10 protein-coding genes are annotated in these 14,263 nt (G+C 64.4%); 7 read left to right on the forward strand and 3 right to left on the reverse strand.

Translation table 11 applies throughout. From position 1 onward, the window contains the following. Positions 1–8: 8 nt before the first annotated feature. The 3 genes from ACK4OE_RS03630 to ACK4OE_RS03640 all read right to left on the reverse strand — a co-directional run bounded on the left by ACK4OE_RS03630 (position 9) and on the right by ACK4OE_RS03640 (position 1,409). Entirely contained in the window at positions 9–302 is a 294-nt protein-coding gene (locus ACK4OE_RS03630) for a 2TM domain-containing protein (protein ID WP_409883100.1), read from the reverse strand. Between the two features lie 40 nt (positions 303–342). Then, positions 343–921 carry a DUF6622 family protein gene (locus tag ACK4OE_RS03635; RefSeq protein WP_409883102.1) on the reverse strand — a complete coding sequence of 193 codons (579 nt, stop codon included), beginning with the start codon at positions 919–921 and terminating at the stop codon, positions 343–345. 77 nt (positions 922–998) lie between these two features. Continuing rightward, positions 999–1,409, reverse strand: coding sequence for a DUF2306 domain-containing protein (locus ACK4OE_RS03640; RefSeq protein ID WP_409883104.1), 411 nt, complete (start codon positions 1,407–1,409; stop codon positions 999–1,001). Between the two features lie 373 nt (positions 1,410–1,782). Here ACK4OE_RS03640 and ACK4OE_RS03645 point away from each other — a divergent pair, with 373 nt between their 5' ends. The 7 genes from ACK4OE_RS03645 to ACK4OE_RS03675 all read left to right on the forward strand — a co-directional run bounded on the left by ACK4OE_RS03645 (position 1,783) and on the right by ACK4OE_RS03675 (position 14,256). Further along, the gene (locus ACK4OE_RS03645) at positions 1,783–3,117 is read left to right on the forward strand and encodes an efflux RND transporter periplasmic adaptor subunit (RefSeq protein WP_409883106.1); all 1,335 of its coding nucleotides are present in this window, start codon (positions 1,783–1,785) and stop codon (positions 3,115–3,117) included. A gap of 15 nt (positions 3,118–3,132) precedes the next feature. After that, entirely contained in the window at positions 3,133–6,297 is a 3,165-nt protein-coding gene (locus ACK4OE_RS03650; protein ID WP_409883108.1) for an efflux RND transporter permease subunit, read from the forward strand. Further along, positions 6,294–9,476: an efflux RND transporter permease subunit gene (locus tag ACK4OE_RS03655; RefSeq protein ID WP_409883110.1), complete on the forward strand. Its 3,183-nt coding sequence runs from the start codon at positions 6,294–6,296 to the stop codon at positions 9,474–9,476. Before ACK4OE_RS03650 ends, ACK4OE_RS03655 begins: the two co-directional genes overlap by 4 nt. Positions 9,477–9,587: 111 nt before the next feature. After that, positions 9,588–10,964, forward strand: coding sequence for an efflux transporter outer membrane subunit (locus tag ACK4OE_RS03660; RefSeq protein WP_409883177.1), 1,377 nt, complete (start codon positions 9,588–9,590; stop codon positions 10,962–10,964). 99 nt (positions 10,965–11,063) lie between these two features. Continuing rightward, complete coding sequence (locus ACK4OE_RS03665; protein WP_409883112.1) at positions 11,064–11,888, forward strand: undecaprenyl-diphosphate phosphatase; 825 nt, start codon at positions 11,064–11,066, stop codon at positions 11,886–11,888. 10 nt (positions 11,889–11,898) lie between these two features. Further along, complete coding sequence (locus ACK4OE_RS03670) at positions 11,899–12,750, forward strand: MipA/OmpV family protein (RefSeq protein ID WP_409883114.1); 852 nt, start codon at positions 11,899–11,901, stop codon at positions 12,748–12,750. A 174-nt stretch (positions 12,751–12,924) separates the two neighbouring features. Beyond that, complete coding sequence (locus ACK4OE_RS03675) at positions 12,925–14,256, forward strand: diguanylate cyclase domain-containing protein (protein ID WP_409883116.1); 1,332 nt, start codon at positions 12,925–12,927, stop codon at positions 14,254–14,256. Positions 14,257–14,263: the final 7 nt, after the last annotated feature.

The following is a 14,263-nucleotide window of genomic DNA, read 5'->3' on the forward strand; positions in this document are numbered from 1 at the left end:
GCGAAAGGTCACAAAGGGCGGTCTTGCTCTGCAATGCGGTTGCGCTCGGCCTTCACCAGCCGCTCATACACCCCGCCGCCGCCCGTCACCAGAAACACCACCACGCCATGCACCGCCAGGCCAATGCCCCAGCCCACTGCTGGGAACACCGCCCAATGGCGGCCGCTGGCCACTGACAGTGTGACCAGCAGCAGGTTGACCAGGATGTAGACGCTGGCGTGTAGATACCAGCCGAGTTTGGCGCCAGCGCGCCTGCGGGCCAGGCGTTCGATGGGGTCAGCGGTGGGGTGGTCGTTGCGCATGGGGTGTACCGGGTGGTTTAGGGAATGGGTTTGGGGGCGTTCAGGCGGATGCGGCGGGCGCAGGGGATGCGGCCAGCGGAGCGTTCTGGCGTGCCAGGCGCCACAGGCGCAGGGATCGGGCCGCAAACAGGCCGTTGAACACCCCGTACAGCACAGCGATCTGCAGTGCAAAACCGCCGTCACGCGCCAGGGCAGGCTGTATGGCCAGCTCGACCCCGACGAAGTACTTGGTCAGGAAAATACCGAGGATCAGCGCCAGCGGCATGGCACTGCCGGGGATGTAGAAGCTGCGGGAGCTACCCGCATACAGCGTGCCCTTGGGGGCTGTGGGCTGCAGCCACAGCGCAATGGCTGCGATCACGACGGCCGCGCCCAGCCAGGCGCCCAGCACGGCAGCGGCCTGGCCCGACTTGCCAAACGCAGAGGCCAGCCCATACACCGACAGGCCGGTCATCGCCACTGGCATGACCATGGCGCGCACCAGGCCCACGTGGCGGTCAAAAAGCTGGTTGCCGCCCAGCCACACAAGGCCGGTCAACAAGGCCCATACCCACACGGGCGTGTTTTGAATGATCTGGCCCAGGGCCTGGGGCTGCTGGATGAGGAGGTTGAAGAGCATGGTGTAGGTCCCGTGAAATTCGAAGAATGGGATGGAGGCGGGGGCGGTTGCTGGTGGGGGGCTGGCAGGGTGCGGTGTCAGGCCACACCCAGCGCGGTCCACAGCGACTGGCCCAGCAAACGATCTGGCAGCAGGGTGAAACCGCCGGCGACCACGCAGGCCCCGACGTAGATGTACTGCATGGTCTTGCGGTGGCCCACCACATTGCGGCGTGCCAGGAACACAAAGGACACCACCAGCATGCCCAGCGTGAGCGGGATCAGCAGGTGAATGAGTCCAAAGCTTCCCCAGCGCGGCCCGCCACCACCGGTGATGAAAAGGGCCGAAACCGCAGTGGCCACCATCAGGGTGACCCAGGCATACCCGGCAGCCCGGTGCAGGCGGGGTCGCTGGGTGCGGCCCTTGCGCGCCCACAGTGCGAGTGGGCCGATGGCAGTGGCGGCCAGCGCGGCCGCGAGGTGGATGGCGATGACGGGAGTGAGTTGCATGGGGTGGCTCCTGGCGCGTTCTATGGGGCGGACTGTGCAGGGCGGTCCCCTGCACTGCCAGTGCTGTGCGACGAAATGCACAGGGGCCTGCCTGAAATGCAGGACGGCGGCGCGATCTGCAGCGCAGTCTGGTGGGGTCCCTTCCGCCGAGGGCCGCAGCTTGCGCCTGGGGTTCGTCAAAAGGGCTCTGCGCCATGCTTCGAATCGGTGGTGGGCAGATGGCGTCCTGCGGGGAAACCCTCAGGTTTACTTTTCTTCGCACAGTGTTCAAAGCAGAGCCTGGGTGGACCCTCTACGATCCAGTACGGCGCGGCCCGGCCGCCCGCCTATCAGCCAGCCCTGCCCGCCCCCAAGAACACAAATCAGGACCGTCATGAATCCGCAAGAAGTCAACGCGCCCCCGCCATCGGCCATCCCCCCCGCATCCCCTGGTCCAGCACCACGCCGGTCCCGGTGGGTAGGAAGCCTGGTGGCGCTGGCGCTGGTGGCTCTTGTGGGGGGCGCCGCGTGGTATCTCGTCAATCGCGGCAGTTCGGGAGGGGGCGAGTCGCCAGGGCGCGGTTTTGCAGGGGGCGGCCGCCCCACCGTGACGGTGGGCGACGCGGTAGCCCGAAAGGCCGAGCTGCCTGTCGTCATCGATGCGCTGGGCACGGTGATCCCTGCCACCACGGTCATCTTGCGGCCCCAGGTGTCGGGCATGCTCACTCAGGTGCTGTTTACCGAGGGGCAGATGGTCAAGAAGGGCCAGTTGCTGGCACAGATCGACCCCAGACCGTTCGAGCAGGCCCTGATGCAAGCCCAGGGCACCCGCCAGCGGGACGAAGCGCAGCTGGAAAACGCGCGCCTGACCCTTGCGCGCTATCGCACGCTGCTGTCGCAGGATTCGATTGCTCGCCAGGACGTGGACACCCAGGCCGCACTGGTCAAGCAACTGGAAGGCACGGTGATGACCGACAAGGCCCAGGAGGGCACCGCCCGCCTGAATCTGGACTACACCCGCATCACGGCACCAGCGACGGGGCGCATTGGCCTGCGCACGGTGGATGCGGGCAACTATGTGACCTCTGGTGACGCCGCGGGCCTGGCCACCATCGCCCAGGTGGCGCCGATTGATGTGCAGTTTTCGGTGCCGCAAGACCGTGTTGGCGACATCCGCGCTGCGCAAAACGACTCGGCCACGCTGGCCGTGACCGCGCTCGACCGCACGCGCAAGGCGGAGCTGGGCACGGGTCAGTTCTCTACGCTGGACAACCAGGTGGACACCACCACCGGCACCGTCAAGGCCAAGGCGCGGTTTGACAATGCGGCGGGCGCGCTGTTTCCGAACCAGTTTGTGAACGTGCAGCTGTTGCTGCGCAATGTGCCTGCCGTGGTGGTGCCCGTAACCGCCGTACGCACAGGTGCCAATGGCGACTATGTCTATGTCATCAACGAAGACCGCACGGTGTCGCTGCGCAAGGTGAAGCGCGGGCAGGCCACCGTGGGGCTGATGGCGATTACCGAGGGCCTGAAAGAGGGTGAGCGTGTGGTGACGGAAGGCGGCGACCGTCTTCAGGACGGTATGGCCGTGCAATTGCCGGGTGCCGCAGGCGCAGCGGGCGCACGTGGACCACGCGCAGGGGCCAGCGGTGCTTCGGGTCCCCGCGATGGGGCGTCGGCAGCGGGGGAGGGTGGTCAACGCCGCCAGCGCCCGCCACAGAACCCATGAGCGCCGACTGACCGTATGAGCCCCTCGCGTCCGTTTATTGAAAGACCCGTTGCCACCGCGCTGCTGATGGTGGCCATTGTGCTGGCCGGGTTGGTGGGTTTTCGCTTCCTGCCACTGTCGGCATTGCCCGAGGTGGACTACCCCACCATCCAGGTGCAGACCCTGTACCCCGGCGCCAGCCCAGAGGTGATGAGCCGCACCGTGAGCGCGCCGCTGGAGCGCCAGTTTGGCCAGATGTCGGGGCTGGAGCGCATGGCGTCCACCAGCGCCTCGGGGGTCTCCATCATCACGCTACAGTTTGGCCTGGGGCTGGCGCTGGACGTGGCCGAGCAGGAGGTGCAGGCGGCCATCAATGCGGGGAGCTCGCTGTTGCCGGCAGACCTTCCGGCCCCGCCCGTGTATGCCAAGGTCAACCCAGCCGACGCGCCGGTGCTGACGCTGGCTATCAGCTCCGACACACTGCCGCTGACCGAGGTGCAGAACCTGGTGAACACGCGCCTGGCCCAGAAGATCAGCCAGGTCGGCGGAGTGGGCCTGGTGTCGCTGGCCGGTGGGCAAAGGCCAGCCATGCGCATCCAGGCGGACACCAAGGCGCTGGCCTCTTATGGCATTGGGCTCGATACCCTGCGTACCGCCATCACATCGGCCAACGCCAACAGCGCCAAGGGCAGTTTTGATGGGCCGCAGCGCTCGTACACCATCAACGCCAACGACCAGTTGCTGACGGTGGACGACTACAAGAACCTCATAGTGTCCTGGCGCAACGGCGCGCCCGTGCGCATGCTGGAAGTGGCGCGGGTGGTGGAGAGTGCCGAGAACAACCGGCTGGGTGCATGGGCGGGCCGCGCTGCGCCCGACCGTTCCGCTCAAGCGGATACCCCGTCGGGAAGCGGGGGGGCCACCATCTCACCGGCGATCATCCTCAACGTGCAGCGTCAGCCGGGCGCCAACGTCATCGCCACGGTGGACAACATCAAGAAGCTGCTGCCCGAGCTTCAGGCCGGTTTGCCTGCGTCCTTGAAGGTGGAGGTGCTGTCAGACCGCACCACCGGCATTCGGTCATCGGTGCACCATGTGGAGATGGAACTGGCGCTGGCGGTGCTGATGGTGGTGCTGGTGATCTTTTTCTTTTTGCACAGCCTGCGCGCCACCATCATCGCCAGCCTGGCGGTGCCCATCTCGCTCATCGGCACCTGCGGCGTGATGTACCTGCTGGGCTACAGCCTCAACAACCTGAGCCTGATGGCCTTGACCATTGCCACGGGCTTTGTGGTGGACGATGCCATCGTGATGATCGAGAACATCGCCCGCTATCTGGAAAAGGGCGAGGCGCCGTTCCAGGCAGCGCTCAAGGGCGCCACGCAGATCGGCTTCACCATCATCTCGCTGACGGTGTCACTGATTGCGGTGCTCATTCCGCTGTTGTTCATGAGTGACGTGGTGGGGCGCCTATTCCGCGAATTTGCGGTCACGCTGGCCATCACCATTCTGATCTCCGGGGTGGTGTCGCTCACGCTGGTGCCGATGATGGCGGCGCGCTGGCTGTGCGCTGAGCCCGAGGGTGGCCCTAAAGGGGTTGCGGGTCGCATCAACCGTGGTTTTGACCGCGTGATAGCAGGCTACGACCGGTGGCTGACCTGGGTGCTGCGGCACCAGGGCGCCACGTTGGTAGTCGCCGTGCTCACCCTGGTGCTGACCGGGTTGTTGTACGTGGTGATCCCGAAGGGGTTGTTTCCGACGCAGGACACCGGGCAGCTGCAGGCACGCATCCAGGCATCACAAGACGTGTCGTATGCGCGCATGAGCGAGCTGCAGCAGGCGGCAGCGCGCGCCATTTTGCAAGACCCGGACGTGTTGTCGCTCAGCTCGTTTGTGGGTGTGGATGCGGCCAACAACACCATGTTGAATGCCGGGCGCATGCTGATCAACCTGAAACCAGATCGCGACACACAGGAAGAAATCATTCGGCGCCTGCGTGAGCGGGTGACGTCTGTGGCGGGCGTAACCCTCTACTTGCAGCCCACACAAGACTTGACGATTGATGCCGAGACAGGGCCGACTGAGTATCGCGTGTCGATTGGCGGGGTGGATTCCGCACAGGTCAACGCCTGGACACACAAGCTGGTGGAGCGGCTGAAGACCGAGCCCAGGGTGCGCAACGCCACCACCGATGCAGGCGCGCAGGGTTTGTCGGCCTTTGTGGACATTGACCGCAACACGGCGTCGCGCCTGTCGGTCACGGCCAGTTCGGTGGACGACACGCTCTACAGCGCATTTGGCCAGCGTATCGTGTCCACTATCTTCACGGAGACGAATCAATACCGCGTCATTCTGGAGGCGCAGCAGGAGCAACTCAACACCCCCGAGGCGCTCGGCACGCTGCAGTTGCGCACTGGCTCTGGTGCACCCACGCCGCTGTCGGCCGTGGCCACCATCCGCGAGCAACTTGCGCCGCTGCAGATCACCCGCGTCGCGCAGTACCCCGCCGCCACGCTGGGTTTTGACAAGGCAGAGGGCGTTTCGCTGGGCAGTGCGGTGGATGCGATTCGTGCTGCGGCCAAGGAGATCGGCATGCCACAGGGCCTGTCGATGGAGTTCCTGGGCGCGGCCGGAGCTTACGAAAAATCCCTGTCCAGCCAGCTGTGGCTGATCCTGGCGGCCATGGTCTGCGTGTACATCGTGCTCGGGGTGCTGTATGAGAGCTACATCCACCCGGTGACGATTCTCTCGACACTGCCTTCGGCTGGCGTGGGCGCCTTGCTGGCGCTGATGGTGTCGGGCAACGACCTGGGGGTGATCGGGATCATTGGGATCATCCTGCTGATCGGCATCGTCAAGAAGAACGCGATCATGATGATCGACTTCGCCATCGACGCGGAGCGCCACCAGAATATGCCGCCCCAGCAAGCCATCCACCAGGCTGCGCTGCTGCGCTTTCGGCCCATTCTCATGACCACGCTGGCGGCGCTGTTTGCAGCGCTGCCGCTGATGCTGGGCTGGGGCGACGGCGCCGAACTGCGGCGCCCGCTGGGGCTGGCCATTTTCGGCGGCCTGATCCTGAGCCAGATGCTCACGCTGTTCACGACCCCGGTCATTTACCTTGCGTTTGACCGCTTGGGTCGCCGCTGGACAGGCCGGGGCACTGCGGCCGCGCCCGTGCAGGCAGGAGAAGCACTGTGAACCTTTCGCGCCCATTTGTGGAGCGGCCGGTGGCCACGGTGTTGCTCACCATCGGTATTGCGCTGGCGGGGATTGCGGCGTTTTTTGTGCTGCCGGTGGCGCCCCTTCCGCAGGTGGACTACCCGGCCATTTCGGTGTCTGCCAGCCTGCCGGGCGCCAGCCCGGAGACCATGGCGTCCAGCGTGGCCACGCCGCTGGAGCGGCGCCTGGGGGTGATTGCAGGGGTCAACGAAATGACCTCGACCAGCTCGAACGGCTCGGCCCGGGTCAGCCTGCAGTTTGATCTGAGCCGTGACATTGACGCCGCAGCGCGCGAGGTGCAGGCGGCCATCAACGCATCACGCGCCGACTTGCCCGCCACGCTGCGAAGCAACCCCACCTATCGCAAACGCAACTCTGCGGCGTCGCCCGTCATCATCCTGGCGCTCACCTCCAAGACCCGCACGCCTGGCGAAATCTACGATGCGGTGTCCAACGTGGTTAGCCAGCGGTTGTCGCAGGTGGACGGCGTGGGCGAGGTGGAGATCGGGGGCGGATCGCTCCCCGCGGTGCGGGTAGAGCTGCTGCCGTTTGCGCTCAACCGCTACGGCATCAGCACCGAAGACGTGCGCGCAGCCATCCAGGCGTCCAACGCCAACCGGCCCAAGGGCGCCATCGAAGGAGATGGGCGCCGACTGCAGATCTATACCCCGTCCCCCGCGCGCAAGGCGGCGGAATATGAGTCGCTGGTGATCGCCTGGCGCAACAATGCCGCCGTGCGGCTGGGCGACGTGGCGCGGGTCCGGGACGGGGTGGAAAACCGGCGTACCGTGGGTCTGTTCAATGGCGAGCCTGCCATCGTCGTGCTGGTCACGCGCCAGCCCGGTGCCAACATCATCGAAACCGTGGATTCCGTGCGCGCCCTGCTGCCGCAGTTGCAGGCACAGCTGCCCCAGGACATTCAGGTGGCTGTCGCGTCGGACAGCACCAACACCATCCGCTCTTCATTGCATGAGATCGAGCTGACCTTGATGGTGTCGATTGCGCTGGTGGTGCTGGTGGTAGGGGTGTTCTTGCGCAAAGCCCGCGCCACGGTGATACCGGCAGTGGCCACCGTGGTGTCGCTGCTGGGCACATTCGGCGTCATGTACTTCCTGGGTTTCAGCCTGAACAACCTGAGCCTGATGGCGTTGACTGTGGCGACCGGGTTTGTGGTGGATGACGCCATCGTGGTGCTGGAGAACACCATGCGGCACATCGAGGCGGGCATGGACCGCGTGCAGGCCGCGCTGCAGGGCGCACGCGAAGTGGGATTCACTGTGCTGTCGATCAGCCTGTCGCTGGTGGCGGTGTTCATTCCGCTGCTGTTCATGGACGGCCAGGTGGGCAGGCTGTTTCGCGAGTTCGCGATCACGCTGTCAGCGGCGGTGATGATTTCGCTCGTGATATCGCTCACCACAACACCCATGATGTGTGCATTGCTGCTGCGTGCCCATGACCCCGCACGCGACAAGCCGCCGGGGCGCGTAGCGCGTTGGGCTGAGCGCGGCTACGGCGGCGTACTGCGCGTGTATGAGCGCAGCCTGGACTGGGCGCTTGCCAGCAAATGGCTGGTGGTGGCGATTCTTCTGGCGGTGGTGGGGCTCAACGTTTATCTGTTTGCAAAGATCCCCAAGGGCTACTTTCCGGAGCAGGACAACGGGCAGCTCAGCGCCGGCCTGCGCGCTGACCAGAGCATCTCGTCGGACGCACTTGCGCGCAAGCTCAGACAGGCAGTAGAGATCATTCGCAAGGACCCTGCGGTCGACACGGTGGTGGGCTTTTCGGGCGGTAGCCGCGCCGGTGGCGGGTTTATGTTCGTCAACCTCAAGCCCCTGAGCCAGCGCACCGACAGCACCCCGTCCGTGATCGCGCGTTTGCGTCCGCAGCTCAACCAGATCACCGGGCTGCGTGTTTTTCTGAACCCTGTGCAAGACCTGCGCATGGGGGGGCGGTCCAGCAATTCGACCTACCAATACACGCTCATGAGTGACAACCTGGCCGACCTCAAACAGTGGGCGACCAAGTTGTCAGATCGGCTCAAGGATGAGTCCCTGCTCAAGGACGTGGACACGGACCAGGCCGAGAACGGCGTCGAGACTTATGTCGAGGTGGACCGTGAGAGCGCGTCGCGCCTGGGGGTGAGTTCGATCGCTATCGACAACGCGCTTTACAACGCATTCGGCCAGCGCTCGGTGGCCACGATTTATGGCGAGCTCAACCAATACGCCGTCATCATGGAATGGGCGCCCGAACACGCGCAGGGCCCCCCGGCGCTCAAGGACATCTATGTGGCGTCCAACCTTGCGGGCGTGACGGGCACCGTGGCCAACCCGGGCCAGCGTGGTGCTTCCACCGGCAATGTCCTCAGCACCGTGCCATCGACCATGGTGCCCCTGAGCGCCATCGCACGGGTGGTGGAGCGGGTGTCCCCCACCTCCATCAGCCACCAGGGTGGCGAGCTGGCCACGACGATCTCGTTCAATATCGACCCCGGTACCTCCTTGGCACAAGCGCGCCAGGTGATTGAGCAGGCCGAGGCCGACATCGCCATGCCGATCAACGTGCGTGGCAGCTTTCAGGGCACCGCGCTGAGCGCGCAGCAATCGCAGGGGCAGCAGGCGTTTCTCATCATCACAGCCATCGTGGTGATCTACATCGTGCTGGGCGTGCTGTACGAGAGCCTGATTCATCCCATCACCGTGCTCACCACGCTGCCCTCTGCGGGCGTGGGTGCCGTGCTGGCTTTGCTGCTGTTCAACATGCAATTCACCATCATTGCGCTGATCGGGGTGTTTTTGCTGATCGGCATCGTGAAGAAGAACGCGATCATGATCATCGACTTTGCGCTGGAGGCAGAGCGTGCGCGCGGGCTCACCGCTCTGGAGGCGGTGCGCGAGGCCTGCATGCTGCGTTTTCGCCCCATCCTCATGACCACCATGGCGGCGGCGCTGGGCGCATTGCCCTTGGCCATTGGCTTTGGCCAGGGTTCCGAGTTGCGCCAGCCCCTGGGCGTGGCCATCATCGGCGGGCTGATTGCGAGTCAGTTGCTTACCTTGCTGACCACTCCGGTGGTCTATGTGCTGCTCGACAAGCTGCGCACTCCTGCACCCAACGAACAACACCTGAGCCGCGCCGGTGCCCCGGGCGCCGCGGCCTGACTGCGCACCATGATCTCTCGTCTGAACCGAATGACACCCCGTGCCTTGATGGGCCCTGAGACCTCAACGATCCTGCACACGCGGTCAGCCCGCCTCGCATCCGTGGGTCTGATGGTCGCTCTGCTGTCTGCGTGCGCCGTCATACCTGCATACCAGCCCCCGGATCTGCCCATGCCTGCGGTGTTCAAAGAAGCTGGGGCCACATGGGCGCCCGCGGCCCCGGCAGATGCGCTGGATCGGGGGGCTTGGTGGGAGATGTTTGGCGATGCCGAACTCAACCGGCTGTCGGAGCAAGTCCAGCTGTCCAACCAGAACATTGCCGCTGCGGTGGCTGCGTACGCCCAGGCCCAGGCGGTGGTGCGGCAGCAGCGCGCGGGCTTGTTCCCTTCCGTCAGCCTGTCGGGCGGTGCCACGAGATCGGGCGGCGAAGGCGCCAGCCGATCTGGCACCACCACGCAGGCATCACTGGGCGTTGACTGGGCGCCCGACCTGTGGGGCCGCTTGCAAAACGGCGTGAATAGCGCGCAGGCCAATGCGCAGGCCAGCGAGGCGGACCTGGCCTCTGCCCGCCTGTCGGCGGTGGGCGCGTTGGCTGCGGCTTATTTTCAGCTGCGCGAGGCCGATGCCGAAATCGACCTGCTGCAGGCGACGGTAGACGGGTATGAAAGGAGCCTGACCATTGCCCAAAACCGGTATGCCGCCGGAGTGGTTGCGCAGACTGACGTGCTGCAGGCGCAAACCCAGTTGGCCAACGCCCGCGCAGACCTTGCCACAGTGCGCCAGAACCGGGCCCGCTTTGAACACGCCGTGGCGGTGCTGACGGGCCAGGCGCCTGCAGCGTTTGCTCTCGCCAAAGCCCCGTGGGTGGCCCAGGTTCCCGAGGTGCCCCTGGGCCTGCCGTCCACGCTGTTGCAGCGCAGGCCAGACATTGCGGCCGCCGAGCGCGCCGTGGCTGCGGCCAATGCGCAGATCGGTATTCAGCGCTCGGCCTACTTCCCCAGCCTGAGCCTCGGCGCCTCGCTGGGAAACACCGGTAGCAGCGTGGCCGATCTTTTCAGGGCGTCGAGCACGGTGTGGTCGCTTGGCTTGTCCATTGCACAGACGTTGTTCGATGCGGGCGCGACGGCCGCTCGCGTGGATGAAGCGCAGGCGGCGCGGGATGCGCGGGTGGCGATCTATCGGCAAACGGTGCTGACTGCCTTCCAGAGCGTCGAGGACCAGCTCACGGTGTTGCGGACGTTGCAGGAGCAGGAACCCCTGCGCCGCGAGGCCGTGTCTGCCACTGAGCGCACCGCGCAGCAGCTACTCAACCGTTACCGTGAAGGACAGGTGAGTTTTACCGACGTGGTGACAGCCCAGGCCTCGGCGCTGTCGGCGCAGCGGGCCTTGCTGCAACTGCAGGTCAACCGGCAGCTGGCGGCCGTGACGCTGATTCAGTCCCTGGGCGGCGGGTGGCAGGCACCGTGGCTGCCTGGCCCTGGCGGATAATCCAGAACAGCCGGGGCGAATGCTCCTAAATTTATAGCTATCAGCGCTTGATCAATAAGCGCTAGAGGCCATTTTGGCCATATTTTTGAAGGAGCAGGAGTGGACGTTGTATTGCTGGTCAAGGCCGCCATCATGGGGATCGTCGAGGGCCTGACCGAGTTCTTGCCCATTTCTTCCACCGGTCACCTGATTCTGGCCGGAGCCCTGCTGGGGTTTGACGATGCCAAAGCCAAGGTGTTTGACATCGCCATTCAGACAGGCGCCATTTTTGCAGTCATCCTGGTGTACTGGCAAAAAATACGCGCCACGGTGGTGGCGCTGCCCACCGAGCGCCAGGCGCAGCGGTTTGTGCTCAACGTGCTCATTGGCTTTCTGCCTGCCGTTGTGCTGGGCCTGTTGTTTGGCAAGGCCATCAAGGCTCATCTGTTCACCCCGGTGGTGGTCGCCAGCACGTTCATCATTGGCGGGTTCATCATTCTGTGGGCCGAGCGCCGGGCGCCGTCGGCCACACGCATAGAGGCGGTGGATGACATGACGCCGCTCGATGCGCTCAAAGTAGGCTTGGTGCAGTGTCTGGCCATGATCCCTGGCACCAGCCGCAGTGGTTCCACCATCATTGGCGGAATGCTGCTGGGGCTGTCACGCAAGGCGGCCACCGACTACTCGTTTTTTCTGGCCATCCCCACGCTCATTGGTGCGGGCGTGTACAGCCTCTACAAAGATCGCGCTCTGCTGTCGGTACAAGACATCCCGATGTTCCTCACCGGTCTGGTGTTTTCGTTCATTAGCGCGTGGCTGTGCGTGCGCTGGTTGTTGCGTTACATCAGTACTCACAGCTTTGTGCCGTTTGCGTACTACCGCATCGTGTTCGGAATCGTTGTGCTGGTCACAGCCTGGACGGGATGGGTGCAGTGGGCGGACTGATAATCCGGCCATGTTCCACCCCTCGCTCCATACCTGTCCACGTGTTGGTGCTCTTGCCTGGGCCCTGGCGCTTGTTTGTGTTGTGCCCGCGGCGCAGGCCCAAGCCGCCCCCAGTGCAAATGAAGACGACAAGGCAACACTGCACTACGCCCTGGGTGCCATCGTCAGCACAGGGCCGGACTACGCAGGCGGCGACGGCCGCAAGAACAGCCTGCGCCCCGCCTGGGCCATTGAGTACGGCCGCTTTCGACTGAGCACATCGCGCGGCAGCGCCTTCATGGGCCATGGGCTGAGGCCGAGGGAATCCGGCGCAAGCGCCACGCTGGCAGAGAATGACCGGTTCCACCTGAGTGCCTCGTTGCGCATAGACAAAGGGCGCGACGGGTCGGATGCACCCATTCTGGTAGGGCTGCCTTCGGTGCGTTCCACCTTGCGAGCAAGAGTCAGCGGCGGCTACGCGCTGACTGAGCGCTGGTCTGTGGGTGCCGGTGTTTCTCAGGACATATTGGGGCGTGACGGCGGCGCCCAGTTGTCCACAAGCGTGGGGTACACATGGCCTGTCACCGAGCAAACGAAGGTGACGTTTGGGGCCGGTGCCAGCTTTGGTGATCGCAAATACATGCGTGGCCACTTTGGGGTGCCGGACGCTGGAGCCAGCGCGCTTCCCGCCTTCAGCCCCCGTGCCGGGCTCTACAGCGTGGATGCTGGCGTGGAGGTGATGTCCGCCATCAATCGTCACTGGGTCGTTTTCGGCGCTGCGCGGGTGTCACAGCTGAAGGCGGACGCAGCGCGAAGTCCGCTCACGATGGATCCGACAGGTTATTCGGTGTCACTGGGGTTGGCGTACCGCTGCTGCCGCTGAGGGCGATGGCAGCAAGCGTGCAAGACACGCGAAACCTGGCTTTTGCTGAAGTGATAAGCTGCCGCTGACACACTGTTACCTTAAGCATGGCAGCCGCGCACGTCCCCCTGTGCTCGACAAGCAAGCGGTCGGGCTGCCTCCGTTGACGTCCAAACCCACTCGGTCATTCGCAGCATGAAGCAAGACGAGCCAGAGTTGTCGCATTTCTCGCCCTCCGGTCGCAAGGAAACCTGGTCCAAGGAGGAATTGCTGGATCTGATCTCGCGCAGCGCAGGCGCCACCATGGCAGTGCTGGACCGCAGTCTGGTCATGATCTACGTCAACGAGGAATACGCGCGCTGGTTCGGCACCATGCCCGACCAGTTGGTGGGCAAGACCCTGGTGGAGGTCTACGGCGAGCAAGACTGTGCCCGGTTCATGCCCTTTGTGGAGCGGGTGTTGCGTGGAGAGCGGGTTCAGTACCAGCGCATGCTGCGCACTCCCTACGGCATCGAAGAATGGCGCACCATTTGCCTTACACCGTGGCACAACGCGCAAGGCGCCATTGATGGCTTCATCACCACGGCCCTGGATGTGCATGAATTGCAGGTAACCATGAACGCGCTGCGGGCCGCCAATCAACGGCTTTCATCGCACATGGAGAACAGCCCGCTGGCGGTGGTCGAAATGGACCACAAATTGCAGCTGCTGCATTGCTCCCAGAGGGCGGTGCAGCTGATGGGATGGCTGCATGTCGCTGGGCTGGAGGGCCGGCTTTTGACCGAGCTGCTGGCGCTGGCGTCCGCCGATGACAGCCTTCAGTCGGCCCTGCAGCGCCTGCAATCCGGTGAGGAGTCGCAAAACCGCGCAGAGACTTGTTTTGTGCGTGCAGACGGAACCGAAGTGCATTGTGAGTGGTTCAACTCGGCGCTGACGGACGAAGACGGGCAGGTGACTTCGATCATGGCCTTGGTGCAGGACGTTTCCGCCAAGATCCAGATAGCGCGCCAGCACCACTATCTGGCCAACCACGATTCGCTGACCGGTTTGCTGAACCGTTCGGCCTTTCAAAGCCGCCTGGAGAAAGCACTTGTCCAAGCGCAAAACAGTGCTGGCTCGGTGGCGCTGCTGTTTATCGATCTGGATGGCTTCAAGCGTGTGAACGATACCGAGGGGCACCGCGCGGGTGACGAGGTGCTTCGTATCGTGGCGCAGCGCATTGCCAGCACCGTGCGAGCGGGCGACACCATGGCACGGCTGGGCGGGGATGAGTTTCTGGTGATGCTGGACCGCGATGTCACCCGCGACGTAACCGACACCATTGGTCACCGCATCATTGAAGCCTTGCACCAGCCCATGACCATCGGCGGGCGCGACCTGCATATCGGGGCGAGCATTGGAGTGGCGGTGAATCCCCCGCTGGAGGGGGATATCGACGCTCTCATGAACCGTGCCGATCAGGCCATGTATTCGGCCAAGCGTGCAGGCAAGGGGCGGCTGCACTATGCGCAAGCTGCTTGCCCTTGATGCTGAA

Origin of the sequence: Acidovorax sp. (genome assembly GCF_046314175.1) — a bacterium.
GTDB lineage: Bacteria > Pseudomonadota > Gammaproteobacteria > Burkholderiales > Burkholderiaceae_C > Acidovorax.